The 21,860-nt window shown below is 41.0% G+C and carries 18 protein-coding genes and 2 tRNA genes; 11 read left to right on the top strand and 9 right to left on the bottom strand.

What is annotated here, in order from left to right:
- Nucleotides 1–12 precede the first annotated feature (12 nt).
- From L8106_RS15000 to L8106_RS14990, 3 genes are all read right to left on the bottom strand, one after another.
- Nucleotides 13–315 (bottom strand): EutN/CcmL family microcompartment protein, encoded by a 303-nt coding sequence (locus tag L8106_RS15000; RefSeq protein ID WP_009785183.1) that lies wholly within the window; start codon nucleotides 313–315, stop codon nucleotides 13–15.
- A 235-nt stretch (nucleotides 316–550) separates the two neighbouring features.
- A complete protein-coding gene (locus L8106_RS14995) occupies nucleotides 551–895 on the bottom strand; it encodes a carbon dioxide-concentrating mechanism protein CcmK (protein ID WP_009785182.1) in 345 nt (114 codons plus the stop codon).
- Nucleotides 896–1,080: 185 nt separating this feature from the next.
- On the bottom strand, nucleotides 1,081–1,392 hold the full coding sequence (locus L8106_RS14990; protein ID WP_009785181.1) for a carbon dioxide-concentrating mechanism protein CcmK: 312 nt from the start codon (nucleotides 1,390–1,392) through the stop codon (nucleotides 1,081–1,083).
- A gap of 1,057 nt (nucleotides 1,393–2,449) precedes the next feature.
- On the opposite strand from L8106_RS14990, the gene L8106_RS14985 reads away from it, so the two are divergent.
- Nucleotides 2,450–3,424, top strand: a complete 975-nt coding sequence (locus L8106_RS14985) for a sodium-dependent bicarbonate transport family permease (RefSeq protein ID WP_009785179.1) — start codon at nucleotides 2,450–2,452, stop codon at nucleotides 3,422–3,424.
- A gap of 79 nt (nucleotides 3,425–3,503) precedes the next feature.
- Here the strand turns inward: L8106_RS14985 and L8106_RS14980 are convergent, their stop codons facing one another.
- Complete coding sequence (locus L8106_RS14980) at nucleotides 3,504–3,818, bottom strand: P-II family nitrogen regulator (protein WP_009785178.1); 315 nt, start codon at nucleotides 3,816–3,818, stop codon at nucleotides 3,504–3,506.
- A gap of 369 nt (nucleotides 3,819–4,187) precedes the next feature.
- On the opposite strand from L8106_RS14980, the gene L8106_RS14975 reads away from it, so the two are divergent.
- From L8106_RS14975 to L8106_RS14960, 4 genes are all read left to right on the top strand, one after another.
- Entirely contained in the window at nucleotides 4,188–6,059 is a 1,872-nt protein-coding gene (locus L8106_RS14975) for an NAD(P)H-quinone oxidoreductase subunit F (protein WP_039896387.1), read from the top strand.
- 103 nt (nucleotides 6,060–6,162) lie between these two features.
- Nucleotides 6,163–7,680 carry an NADH-quinone oxidoreductase subunit M gene (locus L8106_RS14970; RefSeq protein ID WP_009785176.1) on the top strand — a complete coding sequence of 506 codons (1,518 nt, stop codon included), beginning with the start codon at nucleotides 6,163–6,165 and terminating at the stop codon, nucleotides 7,678–7,680.
- A gap of 96 nt (nucleotides 7,681–7,776) precedes the next feature.
- Complete coding sequence (locus L8106_RS14965; RefSeq protein ID WP_009785175.1) at nucleotides 7,777–8,982, top strand: CO2 hydration protein; 1,206 nt, start codon at nucleotides 7,777–7,779, stop codon at nucleotides 8,980–8,982.
- An 89-nt stretch (nucleotides 8,983–9,071) separates the two neighbouring features.
- A complete protein-coding gene (locus tag L8106_RS14960; RefSeq protein WP_009785174.1) occupies nucleotides 9,072–10,817 on the top strand; it encodes an ABC transporter ATP-binding protein in 1,746 nt (581 codons plus the stop codon).
- 54 nt (nucleotides 10,818–10,871) lie between these two features.
- Here L8106_RS14960 and L8106_RS14955 read toward each other — a convergent pair whose 3' ends face one another.
- From L8106_RS14955 to L8106_RS32220, 3 genes are all read right to left on the bottom strand, one after another.
- Nucleotides 10,872–11,276, bottom strand: coding sequence for an alr0857 family protein (locus L8106_RS14955; protein ID WP_009785173.1), 405 nt, complete (start codon nucleotides 11,274–11,276; stop codon nucleotides 10,872–10,874).
- 106 nt (nucleotides 11,277–11,382) lie between these two features.
- Nucleotides 11,383–11,898: an HNH endonuclease gene (locus L8106_RS14950; RefSeq protein WP_039896385.1), complete on the bottom strand. Its 516-nt coding sequence runs from the start codon at nucleotides 11,896–11,898 to the stop codon at nucleotides 11,383–11,385.
- 98 nt (nucleotides 11,899–11,996) lie between these two features.
- A complete protein-coding gene (locus tag L8106_RS32220) occupies nucleotides 11,997–12,206 on the bottom strand; it encodes a hypothetical protein (RefSeq protein WP_156803685.1) in 210 nt (69 codons plus the stop codon).
- A gap of 171 nt (nucleotides 12,207–12,377) precedes the next feature.
- Between L8106_RS32220 and L8106_RS14945 the strand changes: the two genes are divergently transcribed.
- The 6 genes from L8106_RS14945 (at nucleotide 12,378) to L8106_RS14915 (ending at nucleotide 18,322) form a co-directional block, all read left to right on the top strand.
- Nucleotides 12,378–12,713: a hypothetical protein gene (locus L8106_RS14945; protein ID WP_039896383.1), complete on the top strand. Its 336-nt coding sequence runs from the start codon at nucleotides 12,378–12,380 to the stop codon at nucleotides 12,711–12,713.
- Between the two features lie 327 nt (nucleotides 12,714–13,040).
- Complete coding sequence (locus L8106_RS14940) at nucleotides 13,041–14,513, top strand: ion transporter (RefSeq protein ID WP_009785170.1); 1,473 nt, start codon at nucleotides 13,041–13,043, stop codon at nucleotides 14,511–14,513.
- A 479-nt stretch (nucleotides 14,514–14,992) separates the two neighbouring features.
- On the top strand, nucleotides 14,993–16,819 hold the full coding sequence (locus tag L8106_RS14930; RefSeq protein WP_009785168.1) for an ABC transporter ATP-binding protein: 1,827 nt from the start codon (nucleotides 14,993–14,995) through the stop codon (nucleotides 16,817–16,819).
- A 59-nt stretch (nucleotides 16,820–16,878) separates the two neighbouring features.
- Complete coding sequence (locus L8106_RS14925) at nucleotides 16,879–18,075, top strand: hemolysin family protein (protein WP_009785167.1); 1,197 nt, start codon at nucleotides 16,879–16,881, stop codon at nucleotides 18,073–18,075.
- Between the two features lie 74 nt (nucleotides 18,076–18,149).
- Nucleotides 18,150–18,231 (top strand) — tRNA-Tyr (locus L8106_RS14920).
- Between the two features lie 19 nt (nucleotides 18,232–18,250).
- Nucleotides 18,251–18,322, top strand: a tRNA-Thr gene (locus tag L8106_RS14915).
- A gap of 825 nt (nucleotides 18,323–19,147) precedes the next feature.
- Here the strand turns inward: L8106_RS14915 and L8106_RS14910 are convergent.
- Both L8106_RS14910 and L8106_RS14905 read right to left on the bottom strand, forming a co-directional pair.
- Complete coding sequence (locus L8106_RS14910) at nucleotides 19,148–20,281, bottom strand: esterase-like activity of phytase family protein (RefSeq protein WP_009785166.1); 1,134 nt, start codon at nucleotides 20,279–20,281, stop codon at nucleotides 19,148–19,150.
- On the bottom strand, nucleotides 20,278–21,846 hold the full coding sequence (locus L8106_RS14905; RefSeq protein WP_009785165.1) for a TM0106 family RecB-like putative nuclease: 1,569 nt from the start codon (nucleotides 21,844–21,846) through the stop codon (nucleotides 20,278–20,280). The genes L8106_RS14910 and L8106_RS14905 overlap by 4 nt, the downstream gene beginning before the upstream one ends.
- Nucleotides 21,847–21,860: the final 14 nt, after the last annotated feature.

Genomic DNA, 21,860 nt, shown 5'->3' with positions numbered 1-21,860 from the left:
CAGAGATTGAGACTAACGTTCCTGATCTTTTTTGCTGTAGAGCGAACGATTTCCCGCTGTAATGGTATCTATAATTGCTACTACAGCCGCGTCACTCGGACGAGTTTCACTTCCGGGAATTTGACGAGCTGCACTTCCCCGTGTGACGAGAACCCACTCATCAAAGCCTGCACCGACGAAATCGAGTGCTACTTCATATTCCGGGAGGGTTTCTCCGGCTTCATTAATGAATTGCAAGAGTAGAAATTTTGAGCCTCTCAAACTTGGCTCTTTTTGGGTACTCACAACAGTACCAATGACTCTGGCAATTTTCATGGGGCTTTAGGGGGAATGTGCTATTTTTTGGCGTTTCAATGATCAGCTCGTCAGCCGTGAAGGGTTTAGAGTTCAGCAATAATGCCATTAAATTCGGATTTGGACTGGCACGGGTGCAAGACCTTAAGAGGCTAAATGGAAAACACAGCAGAATCGACGGTCGAACTCTTTGTTTACCAGAATAATCTTTTGCGGGTCTTTCTCCCTATCTGTTTTTTCTAAAACGGACGGGTCTCTAGGGACGGTTGAGTGAGCGAATTCCACTAACACTTTCGCGGAACTGTTCTACGGCTTCGGTGTAACGAATGGGTAGAACGTATTCTAGGTTTTCATGGGGACGGGCAATAATATGAGTAGAGAGGACCTGACCCCCTTTAACTCGACCTTTTATAGATTCGATCGCGGCTCCGACGGAAGCTTGGACTTCTGAAACATCTCCTCGCACAATTACCGTTACTCGTCCACTCCCGATTTTCTCATATCCGACGAGAGTAACCCGAGCTGCTTTTACCATAGCATCGGCTGCTTCTACCACAGCCGGAAACCCTAAGGTTTCAATCATCCCAACTGCAATGGCCATAGTCTAACTCCTGATCTAACAATTCAATGAACATACCTTGATGTCGTACAAGACTGACTCACTAACCTGTTCCCTGGGAGGAATTTCACAACAACGTAACTTGCTGCTAGCGTCCTTGCTGGTGAATCTTGTACGACGACTGATGAGTGAAGCGAGTCCAGATGATTCTGAACTGCATAGTTGTTTTAGTAAGCCCGGAACTGTTCTACAGCATCGGTATAACGGATAGGCAGAACGTACTCCAAGTTTTCGTGGGGACGAGCAATAATATGAGTCGATGAGACTTCACCCCCATTGACACGCTTAACTGCCTCAATTCCTGCCGCGACGGAGGCTTGAACTTCAGAGACATCGCCTCTAACAATTACGGTGACGCGACCACTTCCGATTTTCTCATATCCGACTAAGGTGACTCGGGCGGCTTTCACCATTGAGTCGGCTGCTTCTACAACGGCCGGAAAACCTATGGTTTCAATCATCCCAACAGCGATTGACATCGTTTAACTCCTAATGAACACAAAAGCAGAACAAGCTGCGTATTTTTTTAGACCAATCGGTAGAATTACAACTAGAGTCGTCATCTATACGCTTCTAGAAGGCTTCTTACCTTTCTCCCTGATTAATAGAATAGGAGAATTGTGTCGCCCTTGACAATATAATTCTCTATTATTCTTGCTGATGAACTTAATTAAAATTATTAATAGGTAATATAAATTAATCTTTTATTAAAAAAGTTTACTTAAACTAAACTATTAGGCTTCTATGACCCGGCCTCCCCAGGGCTGTGCGCGTTGCCCTAAAACTTAATTTGTGGGGAGGGACCGGAGGTTGGGAGGTTGGGAGGGACCGGAGGTTGGGAGGTTGGGAAGTGGGGAGGTCGGGAGGTTGGGAGGTTGGGAGGATTTTTATTAATAAAAAGTGATTTTTCATCTCCAAAAATACCTCTCCCCATCACCCCATCACCCCCGTCACCCTATCACCCCATCAACCTCGGCAATTTTTAACTCGGGAAGCGAGTCATCCGCAAGCACGGCCAATTCCGAGGCGGTGAACGGATGACTGAGAATGAAACAGCCCTGTGACTCCCTCCCACCTCTCTAGAATTTTAGGCGTTCAGCAAATCAAACCCTAGATCCAGTTAAACTCAGTCTAGTTCTGTCTATCTGGTTGGTTCATCAGATCAACTCCGACTTCTGGCTTTGATCCGGTTGATTTCTGTTTGAGTGAAAACCAAGAACCACTCTCCAGAAGTTTTGTGGAAATGATCAAGATATTTCGTTACAAACTCTATATTACTTTACAAAAAAAATGGATTTATTGTGAACTCAGATCAAACCCGTGTATTGTCAGAAAAGAGTTCCTTATGGTAAATCTATAAAAATCCAAAAGCTGTTTATATACTTATTGTTTATTAACACTTTTTAACTTTTAGAGAAAAGCAGTAAAAATACCTAATCTTAGCAAAGTCGATTGTGAGCAAATACCCAGTTCAACGAACATTCCAAACAATCCCCTTGCTGAAGTGAGTTGTACATTTTTTGATCAAAATAACCCATGAATGCAAGCCTGATTCTTTCTAATATCCTCAATCCACCCGTTCTATTCTTTTTCATCGGGATGAGTGCTGTTTTTCTCAAATCAGACCTCGAAATCCCGCCACCGATACCCAAGCTTTTTTCCCTGTACTTGTTATTTGCAATTGGATTCAAAGGAGGACATGAAATTCACGAAAGTGGTTTGAATCTAGAAATCACCCTGACCTTACTCGCTGCAATCCTCGTTGCTGCTATCATTCCCATTTACTCCTTTTTTATTCTCAAACTCAAACTCGACATCTATAACTCAGCCGCCATTGCTGCCGCCTACGGTTCTATTAGTGCCGTTACCTTTGTGACTGCGAGTTCCTTTTTAAGCCGACTCGGAATTGATTTTGGGGGTCATATGGTTGCTGCCTTAGCCTTAATGGAATCTCCGGCAATTATCATCGGACTACTTCTGGTTCAACTCTTTGCCAATCGTTCAGAAACCGAGGAAAAATTATCAATCTCAGAAGTCTTACGAGAAGCCTGTTTAAACGGTTCAGTCTTCTTATTAGTCGGCAGTTTGCTCGTCGGAATGGTCACCAGTCAACAAGGTTGGGACAGTCTCAAAGGCTTTACAGGGGATCTATTCTACGGCGTTTTAACCTTTTTCTTGCTGGATATGGGGTTAGTGGCAGCCCGTCGCATTCAAGACTTAAAAAAAAGCGGCTCATTTTTAATTGGATTTTCAATTTTAATGCCCGTTTTTAACGCCATTCTAGGAATTTTAATCGCGGCTTTAATCGGAATGTCAAAAGGCAACGCTTTATTATTTGCGGTGTTGTGTGCCAGTGCCTCTTATATTGCCGTTCCCGCAGCAATGCGAATGTCGGTTCCAGAAGCAAATCCTAGTTTATATATTTCAATGGCACTCGCTTTAACTTTCCCCTTCAATATCGTTATTGGTATTCCGATCTATCTCGGAATTATCAATCAATTCTGGCGTTAGATTGCTCAATTCCTGGAATACTAACCCGTCTATAGTTTCACGAAAAAGGCGGGCTAGAAACTCAATCACTTTGATCTGATCACGAAGAAATACACTGAACAGAACGGACTTCCATCACATCACAGACATAACAAGAACCGCCAAACTTATTCAGGATTGGTCGAATTTCTTCAACAACAGTCTTGACCTGATCAGGGAGACAGTAGGAAATAATATAAACCTGCCCTCCCAAGCCCGTAACAGCAAGATCATCAGAGACTTCACCTTGCCGACTTTTGCTAAGTACATTTCGCAGAACAGTATAGTTCGAGACTCCAACTCGATCTAAAGTATCCAAAATTTTGTGCATTTCTACTGTATCAGAAATAAATTCTATTCGAGTTACCGGGTACATAATATTTACTCCATTTCATTAAGTTTTGATCAAGTTGATAGATATACACCTGATCCTATACCCTCATGTTCCAATCGATCCATTAATCCCCGGAAAAATTTTAAGAATTGGATTCGGAAAATAATCACAATCAAGATATCCTCAACTTCATTCTATTCGACTTTCTGAGATGGCTGTTCAAGAAGATTGACTCACTACTAAAATTCAAGTCAAGATTTTTCATCCTCTGTTCTTGAATACAGACTACTCCAATCGGCGTAAATTTCAACGAGAGTATAGACGAATACCCCAAGTAATGAGAGAATCATTAAATTAAATAATCAGCATTAAAAAAGCTTATTCTAGGAGCCATTTCCGGAAACATTATCAATGACTCAGTTCCTTCTACAAACGAGTTGGTGTATACCATTCTATGGATTAATCGGGGCGATCTTGACCCTACCGTGGGCAATGGGGCTAGTCCGACGTACAGGGCCAAGACCTGCCGCCTACATTAATTTATTGATGACAGTCTTAGCCTTCATTCACGGTTCACTGCTATTTAGAATCACTTGGAATCATCTACCCTTACATCTAACCTATACCTGGCTAACCGCCCCCGACTTAGATATCTCCTTTGTTGTGGAAATCTCCCCCTTAAGTGTGGGCGCGATGGAATTAGTAGCAGGATTGAGTTTAATCGCTCAATTCTATGCTTTAGGGTATATGGAAAGAGACTGGGCGATCGCGAGGTTTTATACCCTACTCGGTTTTTTTGAAGCCGCGATCAGTGGTATCGCTTTGAGTGACTCCCTATTCCTCACCTATGGGTTGCTCGAAATGCTAACCCTCTCAACCTATCTGCTGGTGGGGTTCTGGTACGCTCAACCGTTAGTGGTGACAGCCGCCCGTGACGCCTTTCTCACCAAACGAGTTGGGGATGTGTTGCTGTTGATGGGCGTGGTTGCGGTTTCCGCTTTATCGGGTAGTTTGACCTTTTCCGACCTAGAAATTTGGGCAGAAACCGCTCAGTTACAACCCCTAACCGCGACTTTACTCGGTTTAGCGTTAATTGCTGGGCCAGTGGGAAAATGCGCTCAATTTCCCTTGCATTTATGGCTGGATGAAGCGATGGAAGGCCCTAACCCGGCGTCAATTTTGCGAAACTCTATTGTAGTTTCAGCCGGTGCTTTTGTATTAATTAAACTGCAACCGGTTTTAGCTCTTTCTCCCATTACCGACGGTGCCTTGATCACATTGGGAATTGCCACCGCGATCGGGGCGAGTTTAGTGGCGATCGCTCAAATTGACATTAAACGGGCTTTTTCCCACACAACTAGCGCTTATTTAGGCTTGGTATTCATCGCAGTTGGCTTGCAACAAGTTGATGTTGCCTTATTACTGCTGCTGACTCACGCCCTCGCCAAAGCCCTGCTGTTTATGAGCGTGGGTTCAATTATTTTGACCACTAGCACCCAAGATATGACCGAAATGGGAGGGCTGTGGTCAAGGATGCCTGCGACAACAACGGCTTTCCTCGTCGGAGCGAATAGCATGGTTGCCGTGCTACCTTTGGGAATGTTTTGGACAATGCGGCGTTGGTTGGATGGATTTTGGGAAGTTCCTTGGTGGTTAGTTTTAATTTTGGTGCTGGTTAATGGTTTAACTGCCTTGAATTTAACCCGGGTGTTTGGTTTAGTCTTTGCTGGAAAACCCCAACCCAAAACTCGCCGTACACCGGAAGTTCCCTGGCCGATGGCTTTACCGATGGTGTCGATGACGATAATTAATCTGCTGGTTCCCCTGATGTTACAACAATGGCAATTATTATTAAGTTGGTCATCGTCTTCACTGGAAACTTCAGCCTCTAGTTTCAATGAACTCATTCATCAAGCTGCCGTTCCTTTGTTATTAATCTCCGGTGTCATTGGGGTGGCAATTGGAGCTGCATTTTACTTCGATGAGGTCACGAAAAGACCCGTTCGGCTCCCCTGGAAATCGGTACAAGAACTGCTCGCCTATGACTTCTATATTGATCGACTTTATGGTTTAACAGTGGTCTTGTTAGTGAGTCGGATTTCGGCGATTAGTGCTTGGATTGATCGCTATATTATTGATGGCATCGTGAACATTTTAGGGTTAGCAACATTAGGAAGTGGTGAAGGTTTAAAATACAGTATTTCTGGTCAGTCTCAATTTTATGTTCTGACTATCACTATCGGAGTCGGTTTGTTGGTTATTTTAATGTTGTGGCAGTTTTAGACTTTGTTTACTGTTCAATTGAAGCACTCACGAATAAACTTCTGTCTTCTCTTTTTTGCTTTCTTGAATACCCAAATCATCAACAAAATATCATCAAGATTCCATGCTAAGTGTTTTCATTTGGATACCCCTGCTCGGTGCTACAATTATTGGATTTTGGCCGGAATTGACTGCTAAACAAGCTCGTCAAGTTGCCTCTTTAGTTGCCGGAAGTTTGTTTATTTGGTCACTGGTTTTAGCCCGTCTATTTAACCCAGATATTCCCGACTTACAAATGAGTGAGTTTATTCCCTGGATTGAACCCTTGGGATTAAACTATTATTTGGGCATAGATGGTTTATCATTACCTTTAATAATTCTCAGTGGCTTGTTAACTACAATTGCCATTTGGAGTACAGAAGCTAATATTAGTCGGCCTCGACTGTACTATATCTTAATTCTGTTTATTGCTTCGGGAATTGCCGGAACATTTTTGGCTCAAAACCTGCTGCTATTTTTGTTATTTTATGAAGTTGAACTCATCCCGCTTTATCTGTTGATTGCGATTTGGGGTGGGAAAAAACGGGGTTATGCAGCGACTAAATTTTTAATTTATACAGCGGTTTCGGGGATTTTAATCTTAGCTTCTTTCTTAGGAATTGTGTTCCTGACTTCTGCCCCCAATTTTGATTTAGAAATACTCGGTTCGGGTTCTTTAGGAATTGCTGCTTTACCGATGACAACCCAATTAATTCTATTAACTGGAATTGTGATCGGGTTTGGAATTAAAATTCCTTTGGTTCCCTTTCATACTTGGCTACCTGATGCCCACGTGGAAGCGTCTACACCGATTTCTGTCTTATTAGCCGGAATTTTACTCAAGTTAGGAACGTATGGTTTATTACGCTTTGGTGTGGGATTATTTCCTGATGCTTGGAATATTGTTGCCCCTTGGATGGCGAGTTGGGCAGTTGTGAGTGTATTGTATGGGGCTTTCTGCGCCATTTCCCAAACCGATATGAAGAAAATGGTTGCTTATAGTTCTATTGCTCATATGGGTTATATTCTCCTCGCATTTGCTGCTGCTACGTCGTTGAGTTTACTCGGATCTGTAGTGCAAATGGTGAGTCATGGTTTGATTTCGGGGTTGCTTTTTTTCTTAGTGGGAGTGGTTTATAAAAAATCAGGAAGTCGGGATTTGAATGTGTTACGTGGACTGCTTAATCCTGAACGGGGTTTGCCTTTAATTGGCAGTTTAATGATCTTAGCAGTAATGGCGAGTTCAGGAATTCCGGGTTTAGTTGGATTTATTTCTGAATTTATTGTGTTTCGCGGTAGTATTGCAGTTTTTCCGGTACAAACTTTATTGTGCATGATTGGAACGGGTTTAACTTCGGTTTACTTTCTAATTCTGATTAACCGAGTCTTTTTTGGACGTTTATCCGATTGGGTGGTGAATTTACCGCAAGTTCAATGGCGTGATCGCATTCCGGCTATTGCTTTGGCGATTATTATCACGATTTTGGGGATTCAACCCAGTTTGATGATTAACTTAAGTGAAAGTACAACAACGGCTTTAGTGAGTCTTTCGGCGACTGTTGCTAAGGCTTCCCAAATTAATCAATTTAAAATATTAAAATAGAGGACTGGATTCAAAAGTTTTGAAGTTCAGCCCTCTAAAAGCTTGTCATCATAACGACAAACGATTAACAACAAACAAACAACGAAAAACCAGCTTATGACCAGTACCACATCTCAACCAACTTTACACCCACTCGAAGAATACATCCAACGACTGCAAACAGGTGATGCCCTCCTGTCTGACTACCCAGAAAATGTAGTCGAAGTTGTTGGTATTCTTAAAAGTTATGGTGTTGTTTTAGATGCCTACTCTCGTAATCTAATTTACATTGCCGACAATCAATTCTTGGTATTCTTTCCCTTTTTTAAATATTTCAACGGAGAATTTACGCTGTCAAAATTGATACAACATTGGGGACATGATCGGATTAACTACGAATATGCAGAATATTGCATGAAAGCGATGATGTGGCATGGGGGCGGTGGGCTAGATGCTTACTTAGATTCTCCCGAATTTAAACAGCGTGCAAACCAAGCTATTCAAGGGAGATTTAAAAACAATCCGTTAATTTTAGGACTCAATAAACTCTTTCCTGATTTTCTCACCGAACAAATTCGTCAACTGTGTTATTACAGTGCGTTAGGTCAATTTTGGCGAGTGATGAGTGATATGTTTATCGAACTTTCTGATCGCTATGATCGCGGAGAAATTCAATCGATTCTCCAAGTTGTTGAGCATATTTTAAACGGTTTAGTTGCTGATGCGAGTAAGCCAATTACTTACAGTGTAAAACTTCGCGATTGCGTTTATGAGATTATCCCCGAATCTGTCGGATTAACCTTTTTAATGGATACCGCAGTTCCCTATGTAGAAGCGATTTTCTTCCGAGGAACACCATTTCAAGGTGTGGTTTCTTATAATGCTCAAGTCCATCAAATTCCCACAGACCAAAAAGAATTTACCTACGGTGCATTATACGCTGATCCGCTTCCGATTGGCGGTTCAGGAATTCCCCCCACGCAGTTAATGCAAGATATGATTCACTATTTACCCGATTATTTACATGATATTTATCGCAGCAGTTGTCGGGGAGAAGATGATTTACGGGTGCAAATTTGTCAGAGTTTTCAAAAGTCAATGTATTGTGTGACAACAGCCGCAATTCAAGGGTTAGCACCCTATCCACTTGATAGCACCGAACCCCAACAACAGCAAGCTAACTATGCTTATTTAGAAGGCTGGATGGATCGATTTTTAACCTCTCGTTTGTTGGAAGTCAACCAACCCACTTCTCGATCTTGTCGGCTTTTTCAGGAGCGTTCAACTCACGGTACTGAGTCAGTCTTTTGTCAAGATCTGTAAATGTTTGTACAATTGTGAGAGATGGTAAAAGGATAACTGAACAGTAGATTTATATCCTTGAATCAAGGATAATTATTTAACGGGTTGACATGGCTTACTCAAGACTGCAAAAACTAGCAAGTTACATTCGACCGCATTGGAAACAAGCGCTACTCGGAATTTTTGCTCTATTGGTTGTTAACGCATTAGGGGTTTATATTCCTCTCTTAATTCGGAATGGTATTAATGACTTAGAAATTGCGATTGATTTAACTCCAATTATCGGTCTAGTTTTCTTGATTTTGGGACTGGCTTCTTTAATGTGGGTGATTCGGATGGCTTCTCGTATCCTCCTTTTTGGGGTAGGAAGACAGGTTGAATTTGACCTCAAACAAAATATTTTTGAACATCTGTTAACCCTAGAACCTGCTTATTTTTCTAATAGTCGAATTGGCGATCTAATTAATAGAGCAACCAGTGATGTTGATAATATTCGTCGCTTGTTAGGGTTTGCAATTTTAAGCTTGGCAAATACTGTATTTGCCTATGCTTTAACGCTACCTGTGATGTTAACGATCAATGTAAAATTAACACTTTTATCAATCTCTGTTTATCCTCTAATGTTGATTTTAGTGCAGGTTTTTAGTGATAGAATGCGAGATGAGCAGATGCACGTTCAGGAGAAGTTATCCAATATCAGTGATTTAATTCAAGAGGATATGAGCGGGATTTCTTTGATTAAAATATACGCTCAAGAAGAAAACGAACAGCGAGCGTTTGAACGATACAATCAAGAATTGTTTTCCGCAAACTTAAGTTTAGCGAGAACTCGTAATATTCTCTTTCCTGTTTTAGGAGGATTGGCGAGTTTAAGTTTATTAATTCTTCTTGCAGTTGGGGATAAATCTATTGCTCAAGGAGAGTTAAATGTTGGGGATTTTGTCGCCTTAGTTCTCTATATTGAACGATTAGTCTTTCCCACAGCATTACTCGGATTTACAATTACGGCTTATCAACGGGGAGAAGTAAGTATTGATCGCATTGAAGCCATTGTGAGTGTTAAACCTAAAATCCATGATCATCTTGATCCGATTCCGTTATCAACTCCCGTTAAAGGTTGGCTGACTGCTCGTGATTTAAGCTACTCTTATCCAGGAGAGAAAACCCCGGCTTTAGATCGGGTTAACTTTACCATAAAACCCGGTGAAATGGTAGCAATTGTGGGGCCAATTGGTTCAGGAAAATCAACCCTCGCCAACGCTTTACCCCGATTATTAGATATTGAGATTGATAGCATTTTTCTCGATGGTCAAGATATTACCCAATTGCAACTCTTTGAGTTGCGAAATGCGATCGCTTATGTTCCCCAAGAAAGCTTTTTGTTTAGTACCACGATACGGGAAAATATTCGCTATGGGAACCCGCTAGCAGATGCTTCTGAAATTGAAACCGCAGCGAAAACGGCTCAAATATATGGAGAAATTCTCAATTTTCCCCAACAGTATGACACCATTGTCGGAGAACGAGGAATTACCCTTTCCGGCGGACAACGACAACGAACAGCCTTGGCTCGGGCTTTATTAGTTGATGCTCCCGTGTTAATCTTAGATGATGCACTTTCCAGCGTGGATAATCAAACCGCAACCGAAATTTTACAGAATTTAACCACAGGAAAACAACGAAAAACAGTTGTATTTATTTCACATCAAATGTCAGCCGCAGCCAAAGCCAATCGCATTTTAGTGATGGATCAAGGACAAATTGTTCAAGAAGGAAATCACGAGCAATTAGTACAACAAAAAGGATTATATCAGTCCCTTTGGAATCAACATCAATTAGAGGAATTGTTGATTTAGTTCGGAACCAGCCTAATTTATGATCAGGGCAATTGATCAATTGCCCCTACTGTCTTATTCTCCGGCTTCTTTCATAACAGATGCACCAGTATAGGCTTCTTTCCACAATCTAAACAGCAGATCTTCTGTGTATTCTCCTAAAACCGTGATGAATATTCCATTTTCTACATCTGCATCTAAATCAGTGGTGATCCAAGTTCCAGTCAAACTTACTTCTACCGACTCACTATCTGCGATACATACAGCGATCGCATCTGAGTTGTGTTGCGACAAAGTATCCTCTAACAAGGGCAACATCGGCAAATGACGGGGAAGGAGGAATGCAGCAGAACTGGGTTCAACCAGAATGCTGTCACCGACTCGCATGGCTAACTTGACTCGCAGCGAGACAAGCTGTTCTGGAGATTGAGTCAAATACTCCAGATGAAAAGCGGTTTCAGTGTAGGTTAACTTTAGCATTGGTAATTTCGTCCCCTCTCACTGCCTGTTTCTACATATAGCTCGTCATTTGTTGGTTATGCGCTTTGATCAAAACGGACAGATCGAGCCTAACAAATGAGAATGATTATTCAAGTTGATGACCGCGCCAGAACTGTTCAGCAAAGGCAACTACCGGATGTAAGGGGGCCTTTGCTGGGGTGCGGAGCGACATTTTTGCTTCTTCTGGGGTGCGATCGCCTTTGAGCGAGTTACATCGTTCACAAGCTGCCGCTACATTATCCCAGGTATGGGTTCCGCCCTTAGAACGGGGAAGAATGTGATCAATGGTTAAACGTTTGGTACTTCCGCAATATTGACATTTATGATGATCTCGACGCAGAATTTCTCGACGGTTAACGGGTGGCACTTTCCAGAGTCGTTCATTGCCTGCGATCGTCAAACGGATGTGTTCGGGAACGTGCAGCACAATACTTGGAGAACGAACAAACCAACCCGAGTCTGTTTTTGTGGCATCTAGAGGTTCCGCTTTACCAGTCACTAACAGTGCGATCGCCCGTTTAATATCGATCCGACTCATTGGTAAATAATTTTTTGAAAATACCACGACAGATTGCCTTAATACATCAGTAGTGCTGGTCACGGCTTTCCTCCATGATGATTAATATTTAGAACTTTAAACTACAAACCCCGCCTAGAGAGTGAGTTCAGCGGGGGTAGCAACAATTTTTGCTTTTTGTTTTATTGGGGTACTGCATTCTCGTCTGCGTACCTCCCCCTGGGTTTATATTGATTGGATTCTGCTTTAATGAGCAGGCTTCCTAGATTTAAAGAATGATTCACCCATTTTAAAAAATCTCGATGGATTCCATCGCCACAATGATCATAACGCTCTTTTGTTGCGATCGCGGAGCGTGCCGTTAGGCGTATCGCCTGGGAAACGCTTTGCAAAAGAGTTCTCCCACTGCCAAAGAAGTTGGGAGCAAAAACACCAGTTAATCGAGTCGGGGATAATATCACCAGAAGGCTATACCTCCATCTTTAAACTCACTATTTTGAATCTGACTTTGTTTATACTACACTAAGTATTACAGCACTGTCTACCTTTTTGGAGGAAAAATCATGTATACCTTACCTCGGACTTCAACGACTGACATGGAAGTAACCAGCATCCGTTTGGAGCGGGAACTCAAAGAGAGATTAAAAGATCTGGCTAAAAACCAAGGCTATCAGGCGTTGATTCGAGATATTTTATGGAACTATGTCCAGCAAAAATCGGGCGAGTATCGACCTCAATTTTCGCGAGAGGAGATTCGAGCTAGTTTATCGGCGACAGCACAGCAGGAGGAACGTTGTGTCCTCACGGGCAAAATAATTCACCCCCAGGAACCGATGTTATTAGGACTGACGAGTAATGGGGATATGGTGCCTTTGAGTCTAGACAGTTTAGATGATTAACTCGATTTGAACAAGGCTCTAGGTCGTATTCTCAGAGTTTTGTGGAGACTCCCCGTAGAAGGCTCGGGAGTTAAGGCTTCTACGGGGATGAATGTAGAATTATGAAGCGCGAGATTTATTGAGGTGAGTACAAAGATCTGTATTGTCCTCTCCATTCTCCCATTGTCAGAATTGATCATTGATCACTCATAATTTGTAGGATTCCCCCCGGCTTTTAGGTGATTAACTTATAATTCATAATTCATAATTTGTATTCCTTTTACCATTTACTATTGGGATAGATAATATAGAGAGTATCAGTATTTTTTTTGGGGGGGGAAAGAGAACGTGAAGCAATCTAGCTACTGGAAGCCCTTTTTACAAAATCTCAAACACAAGCTTAAATCTAAATTTCAATCTAAACTCCACAGTTTACAAGCGAAATTAAATCGTTTTTTCCGAAAATCTATTGTTGATTTTAGTCTCGCTATACTAATCACTTGTTCTGTGGGATTAACCCTGATTGGATTATCTCAACCCAATGCTTTTCCCTTAACAGGAAGAATAGAAACGATTCAACAATTCATCACTGCAATTTTTGCGCTGGAGTTAGGATTACGATGGATTGCAGCTTCTTCTAAACCGCGTTTTTTCCGAAACTATTGGCTGGATATAATTGCTATTTTACCCCTATTACAAGTTTTTGGAATCCCTTCAGTTGTTCAACTCTTAAGGTTATTGCGGGCGTTGCGATTATTTAGCCTGCTCATTCACTATACGAATATGTTACCGTTAAACCTAAAACGGCGTACTCCTGAATACTTTCTGATTTTTGAACTGTTGTTTCTAACAGTCTTATTCGGGAGTATGATTATGTTAGGTTTTGAGCGAGGAAATAATTCGGGAATCGAAAGCTTAGAAGAAGCACTGTGGTATAGTCTTTATTCTCTGTTTTCTGGTGAACCTATTGTCAGCCCAATCAAGTCTTTAGGTGGACGAATGATGACAGTGGGTTTGATGTTGATGCACATGACTTTATTTGTTGTTTTTACGGGAACTGTCTCAGCGTTTATGGTTGACCAACTTCGCAATGAAAATACACTGATGGAACTCGATCAATTAAGTGATCATACTATTATTTGTGGGTGGAATCGCAAAGCTGAAATTATTGTTCGGGAATATAAGGCTTCTGGAAAAAACAAAAATATACCTGTAGTTGTGATTGCATTTGTTGATAATGAACATACAATCATTGATCCTGCTTTAAGATCAATTGTACGGTTTCTCAATGATGATTTTACCAAAGTGACAGTTTTAGAAAAAGCAGGTGTTAGACGAGCTAATACTTGCATTATTCTCTCCGATAAAAGTCATGGACGCAGTGAACAAGATGCAGATGCCCGCACGATTTTAGCGGCTTTAACTGCTGAGAAACTCAATCCTAATGTTTATACTTGTGCTGAACTTATTAATCGTGAATATGCTTCTCATCTTGCATTGGGGAATGTAAATGCTTATGTGGTGAGTCAAGAACATAGTGCTTTTTTACTCGCTCAAGTTGCTCTCAATCATGGATTAATGGAAGTTTTTGGAGAACTTTTGAGTTATCAAGGCGGTAATCATTTTTATCGAATTCCATTAAAATCAGAATGGATAGGTCGAACTTTTTTAGACTTATTTATTCATCTGAAACAAGTTCACAATGCGATTCTAATTGCTGTTGATGAAAGCAATGGAGGATCTTCTGTCAATCCTAATGATTATACTTTCAAAGAAGATGATCAAATTATTTTGATCGCTCAACATGATATTCACTTGTGATCATCTCGACTCTGACTTCGGGAAACAGGAGTTGAGCATTTGATCACAAAGAGAAGTCACACAGAGAACAAACTGGACAATTTTTAGATCTCAGTCAATCTGGAAATGAAAAACTACAAAATGATTTAACTTTTTCGATGATCGGTGACTGCAACAATTTGCTAAATTAAAGGTAGAGTTGGGTAAAAATTTCGATGTCTGACTTAAATCGTGGAATCATGAAGTTCAAAGGAGCCGATAGCCCTGTTGTGGTATTGGCTTCTTCTATCGTTGTCTTGGGAGGAATCGGTTTTCTAGTCGCTTGGGCGCTTCAAACCGCCTATTCCTTCTAAAATCACAAAATTATAAATAGATGTAACCCAGTGGTGAACACTTACCTGTGAAGCCAAGGTGCAAGATGCGACCGCTTCGCATCTTTATTTTTTTGAGTATATGTAGTATAATTGTATTATGTTGTCGAGTGCATTGTAACCGGACTTATGGCTACCTTTCGGGACATCTGCAACTATTATCGGCAATATTTACCGTTGTCGATTTTCAGTATTGGGGCTTCCTCTCTATTTGAATTGGTAGATTTGGTGGTTCCCTATGCAATTGGTCAAATTTTAAACGTTTTATCCAGTCAACCTCTTGATGGTCTGATGCAAGGCGTTGTCAGTGCGATCGCGAATTTGACTGGAAATCCAGTTAACAGTCAACTCTCTCTGATTGTACTATCAAGTCTAATTTTTGGGGTAACAGTAGTCAAAGCTCCTATTCAACCGTGGTTAGGACTGTGGTTTCATTGGGTGATTCCGTTAAAAGCACGGCGAGATCATCATCGCAATGCTATCCGTAAAATATTAACACTTCCCCTAGAATTTTACGATGAAAATAACCCTGGACGAGTGGCCAGTCGTGTAGCAAAAGGAATTGGTAATCAGACTTGGACTTATCCTGAAATTGCAGGTCAATTCATTCCAAAATTGGCAAGAGTTTTGGGAATTTTTGTCGTTATTTGGCTGATTCAGTGGCGGATTGCATTACTGTTTTTAACTTCGTTTATTTTTATTTTAGGCTGGACTTTAAAAACTCTAAAACATCTCACGGATTTAGAAGAAGTTATCGATAGTCATCAGGAAAATACCGAAAGTCGCAACTCGGAGGTGATTACCAATATTAAAACCGTGAAAGCTTTTGCCACAGAAGCCCAAGAATTAAAACGACAAAGCACTCGTTTGGATCGAGAATTATTCATGGTAATTCATCGAATTCATAAAGGCTATGTCACACTCGGAACCTATCAAACTACAGTTATTCAATGTTGTTTGTTTGTGGTTTTAGGGTTTTTATTAGCGGCGACCGTAGGCGGAAAAATTTCTCTGGGTTATTTTGTTACGGCTTACACCTTAGCAAGTATGGCTTATTCAGAACTCACGCCGATTAGTAACCTCGCCGAAGTTTTTGCCCGTCGTTATGCTTCGATGGTTCGTTTTCACGAATTTCTACAACTTCCAGAAGGTCAAGATGGTGTTGTTCTCAGTGCCAATCCGAAAGAAAACGAATCTACACCCAATTATCAGTTTACTGGAAAAGTAGAATTGTCTCATTTGACTTTTGGTTACAGTCCGGAAAAACCTGTTTTGCAAGATATTAACTTGCTGATCGAACCCTATCAAACCGTGGCATTAGTTGGACGTTCGGGTTCAGGAAAATCAACGTTAGTGAAGTTACTCTTTCGGTATTTTGAAGCAAATACAGGGAAAATTTTAATCGATGGTGAAGATATTCGCAGCTTAAATGTTAGTGGATATCGTCAACGATTAGGGATTGTGCATCAAGATGTCGATATCTTCAATGGAACGTTACTCGAAAACCTCACCTATGGAAATCGTTTAGCGACTGTTGAGGAAGTAGAAGAAGCTTGTCGCATTGCGAGAGCGGATGAATTTATCACTCATCTTCCCAAAGGGTATTATACGATTGTCGGGGAACGAGGCGTGCGTTTATCTGGAGGTCAAAAACAGCGTCTCGGAATTGCGCGAGCATTGTTAGTGAATCCCGATGTGTTAGTGTTTGATGAAGCGACATCTAGCCTTGATTATGAATCAGAGCGCGCGATTCAGTTGGCGATGCACAATATTTTGGGAACTCGAACCACGATTATTATTGCTCACCGTCTGAGTACCATTCGAGAAGCCGACAAAATTGTAGTGTTGGATCAAGGTAAAATTGTTGAAGTGGGAACTCACCAGGAATTGTTGAACCAACAAGGAATTTATCAACGTTTACACTCGCTGCAAGAAACGGGAGAATTGTTTGACTGATAGTCTGCTTTTTCCATGATGTCCTAAAATCAAAACAGTTCTGTATAGCTTACCCCGTTGTGATTGCCGCATCCACTTCTGAATACCTGCTCGCCGCTTCTGAAACTACGCCTCTGCTGGGAAATGTTTGGGTCGATGCTGTGGTGCTGGCTTTGATGCTAGCACTTTCAGCCTTCTTCTCCGGTTCAGAAACAGCGATGACTGCTTTAGATAATCTGAAACTACGGGTTTTGATTAAAGAGCAGGGTGATCCAACGGGGATGTATACCCTGGTTTTGGAGAATCGAGCCAGATTTATTACGACGTTGTTAGTAGGGAATAATCTGGTCAATAATTTCTCCGCAATTCTCACCAGTAATTTGTTTGCGTTGTGGTTAGGAAATGCGGGTTTAGGCGTTGCGACTGCGGTGGTAACGTTTCTGTTGCTGATTTTTGGCGAAATCACACCGAAATCCCTGGCGATGAGCAATGCGTTGGCTTATTTTAAGGTGATTGTTCAGCCGATTTACTGGCTTTCGATTATCCTGGCTCCGGTGATTTACTTGTTTGAAGCGATCGCTCAACGGGTGATTCGTTTGTTTAACCGAGGTGCGAGTCAACCGAGTTTATCGGTTCAGGAATTGCGCCTGATGATTGAGATTTTGGGAGGTCGGGGTCAACTCGATTGGCAAAAACATCAATTGTTGAACAAGGCGTTGATGATGGATTATTTGATGGCGCGAGAAGTGGTTAAGCCTCGGATTGAGATGCGAACTATTTCCCATCAGGCGACAATACAGGAAGTGATTGATTTGTGTCTGGAGACGGGGTATTCGAGGATTCCGGTTCAGGGAGAATCAAAAGATGAAATTGTTGGGATAGTTCATCTCAAGCGAGCGTTACAAATCTTGCGATCGCCGGATCTTAATCTGGCTCAAGGGGTTGCAGAAGCTATGAGTCCACCTGTTTATGTTCCAGAAACTAAACGAGTCGGTGATCTGCTCAAGGAAATGTTACAGCAGCGCCTTCACATGACGATTGTTGTTGATGAGTATGGGGGTACTGTCGGTTTGGTGACGTTAGAAGATATTTTGGAGGAGTTGGTCGGCGAAATTTACGATGAGAGTGATTTTCCGAGTCGCCCGACCCGAACTCGACATTCTGGATCTTCGGCGACTTCACAAGCCGCTAAACGCTCTAAAAATCCTCAGAAACCTTCCGCACCGCCTCGATCTATCTCTCGCAAGCGATCGCCGTCTTCTGAAAATCCCAACTAAACGCTCAACTTTTTTTTCTAAACCCCTTGCTTTTTCTGAGCAATGCTGCTACATTTGTTTATTGTAGAATAAATGGGTCGATGCCCGAGTGGTTAATGGGGGCGGACTGTAAATCCGCTGGCTACGCCTACGCTGGTTCAAATCCAGCTCGGCCCACCTCAAATTTCTAACTTTTGCCCGTGTGGCTCAGTGGTAGAGCACACCCTTGGTAAGGGTGAGGTCACGAGTTCAATCCTCGTCACGGGCTTTTGTTCTAATGCCTTATAACTACGTTGTTTTAAGTCTTTAACTCAATCTGAGTTATTAACTTTTTACCCAATAATTACCCAATTGACTAAAGCTTAACTGGAATAATGGGTAACTGACCATCAACTCTGTTATATTGACTCACTCACCAATAAGGGTATTTTTAAAAAACTGTCAAACCCAACATTAAACCCCTAACCTGAGTTCTCTATCCTACTAACGTCGCTCGTTCTGTCAAGGACAAGCCATTCGGTGCTAAAAGCATCCTTGACATCTGTTCTGTAACTTATTCAACTTCTGGAATCTCCTCTGAAGTGGAATCAATATTGAATGGCGATAAATCAGCATTGACCCTTCGGCTACGCTCAGGGTCAACACCGCTTGTATACTCGCACGCCGAAGTGAGTGGAGTCGAGGTGTTGAAATCGTTGTTAAGTGAGTTGTTCATGGAATTATCCTTGGCTAGCTCCCGATCGTATCGATTTATTCGTCAATATGACTAGAAAATCTATTGATCACGAAAATCGCAAAAAGTGAAGCTGAATTTGGGATCGATGGAAAAATACTTAAAATTGCTTTTTTTAAAAAAACGAAGTCTAATATGTTACTCTTTTAAAGAGCGAAAATTAATTTGGGAAAATGCTTTGAGAAGGAAAAATCTGTGATCAGCCTTAAAAGCATTGCTATAGAGGGCTTTCAGTTAATTTAATTCAACGAAATTAATTTGGTAAAACGAAAAATAAAGTGATACTCGACACAAATTGAACCCTTATAATCACGTTGTTTCAAGTGTTTACTCAAACTTGAGTTACTTAAAATTTACTCATTATTTACTCAGATCTTCCATCTCTATAGCCAAGGTGATAATTTGGGTGAACTGTAGGGAATTGAAGTTATTATCACTAATCAAAATTAGCGATCGCCGACCATCAGACAGTATTGAACCCCAGGTTAAGCCTTCGATATTGTCTAAAGGAAGGTTCAATGTATTCAAATTCAATAATAGGGTTTTGCGAACTGGAGATAAATCTGCAATTTCACCTTGAAGGCGATCTATTCCCTGAATGCGATCGGCTGCATCTAAAGAGAGTTTAAACAATTTTATCGTATTTCCAATACCGAGTGCAAAAGAACGTTCTAAAGCCAGTAAATGATCTTCATCCCAGGCTAATAGATCCACTAAACCATTAATCTGAAAATTGCTTGGGAAACGGGGTGCGGTGACAATGGGATCGGTAATGTAGAGAAATTCCTGATCGGGCTGACCCGTCTCTATATTATATCTTAAAATTCGACAAGGACTTCCTGCTGTTGGACTTGCAGTTTTTCCATCCTGAACCAGTGCATTTTCTGTTGCGGTAAAGAGATAACGTTGATCAGGAGTTAGGGTTAAACTTTCTAACGCTAAATTATTGCGAATTCCCCATTCTTTTTCCTTAACAGTAGCCCAAAATTTATCAGGAATTGGAAAGCTTCTGAGTTCTTGTCCGTCGAGGGAAAATTCTTTGATAAAAGGGGGTTGCGATCGCTGAACATCTCCTTCTGAGGAAATCAATACACTATTCCCTGTAAATGCAATTCCTTCGGGATCTAAACTCATTGCAGGAAAGGGTTCACCGAGGGAATTGAGCAAGGTTATTTCATCAATAATTTCAACACCATCTGGAGAAAGGGTATCTGAACTCAAGTCAATTTTCAGAGTGTAAAACCGAGCGGGTGCTTTACTGCTGCGATCATCAGAAATTGCATAATAAACTTGTTGATCGGGGTTGTAAGTAATTCCTGATAATCCTCCAACTTCAGTTTGTTCAAATAAAAACCCGGTTGGAAAAGTAACTTGTCCGATTAAATTAAACCTTGTATCTGTGGCTAAAATCATCTTTGATGGATTGATCAAAATCGCAATGAAAATTAACAATCCACAGATTAAAATCAGAATAGAGTTTGCTTTTGCATTCATGTATTTTGAATGTTAACGGATGATTGATCAACATTTTCTAAGAAATTAGTTAACCATTCTTTAACGTGAAAAGTAGCTTGACAATCATCTTGATTATAACGGACAATCGTATCAAGTAAAGTGCGATCGCCGATTTTTAGCCATTGTTCATACCAGTAAACACACTGAGCGCCATTTGCATTGGGATCATTCCACTCAAACCCCATCCAACGTGCAATCGGTTTTAACGCATAACTTTCGACGGGAAGTGTAACTAATTGAGTCACTTGTTGATGAATATCAATTAGACGTTTGAGTAAAGGTTTCCACAGATAATCTGGTGTATTATATACTTTCGCTAATCGCTTAATTGTTTGGGATTCATAGTCACAAAAATGAAAAATAGGTGCAATCGGATAAGTCCAAACTAAGTTTAAAAACTCAGACCAAATTCTTTCTTCTTCGGCTTGAGTTTCAGCTAAAAATGAATAGATTTTTTGAGTATTATTCCGTCTGTCTACCACTAACACACCATGAAGATAATCTAAGTTTAACTCGGGTTGTGCTTCTATATCAAAATAGAGTTCAATTGGTGAACGTTGCAGCACATTGGGTAGATAATTTATAACCGATTTGACTGGATTTTGTTCAAGTTTAATCTTAATAAATTTGCCATTGTCAAGAGCTTCTGGAGAAGAACGAAGAACTGCTTGATTATTCAAAGTCGCTCCTGCTTGCTGAATAATTTGCGACGCAATACCTTCATTAAACTCAGGATAATTTAGCAAAAATTCTAGAGAAGTTTCAGCGAGAGAATCAACTGTTGTGATATTTAAAGTTTGTAAGCGACTATAACGACTTGGGGTTACACCCGGAAGTAAAGAAAGATGATTTTGAGATTGAGCGCTAGCATAACACCGACTGTACCACTGACATAAATTACATTTTTGACGAGCAATAAAAACTTCCGGTTCTTGCTGTTTTTGCAGTATTTCAATACAGTCTGTTAAAATTTCTTGCATCTGAGGAATGCGCTGATTTAAGTTAACATCATAGACCCGTTTTGTCCTTAAAATTAACCTAGATTTTTCTGGCTTACCCCCTTGAACTTCAGCTAAAACATAAGCATGAAATGCGGCAATTATTTGATAATCAAGCTTCGGACGTTTACCGAGTCTAATATCAGTGGGAATATACATCCAATCGCCAAAATTAGACTGTCCGGAATGTTTGACCAATAAATCGGGATAACTGAGTAAAATAACTTGAGAGGAACTTTCGATAGACTGAATATTTTCTATGGGTTCTTCACTAAAAAGCAATACGCCTTTATGAATTCGTTCAACCCCTTGTTTCATCAAGTCTAGCGTCGCTTGTGCGCCCAAAAACCAGTTTCTTTTCGGGTAATCTGGTTGCTGATAGCTTTGATCGGCTAAAATCGTTTGCTGAAAATCAAAACTATCTTGCATTAACTTGAGTAAAAAATCACTTGGGGGATCTTTTTGGCTAAAATCTCCATAAACATCAAGATAGGTGCGTCTAGAACACCGTTGGTAGAACAAAAGTTTTTGGTCGGTAATCAACATGAAATCTGAGTTGA

The organism is Lyngbya sp. PCC 8106, from assembly GCF_000169095.1.
GTDB lineage: Bacteria > Cyanobacteriota > Cyanobacteriia > Cyanobacteriales > Microcoleaceae > Capilliphycus.
This window is presented reverse-complemented; position numbering and strand designations above follow the sequence as displayed.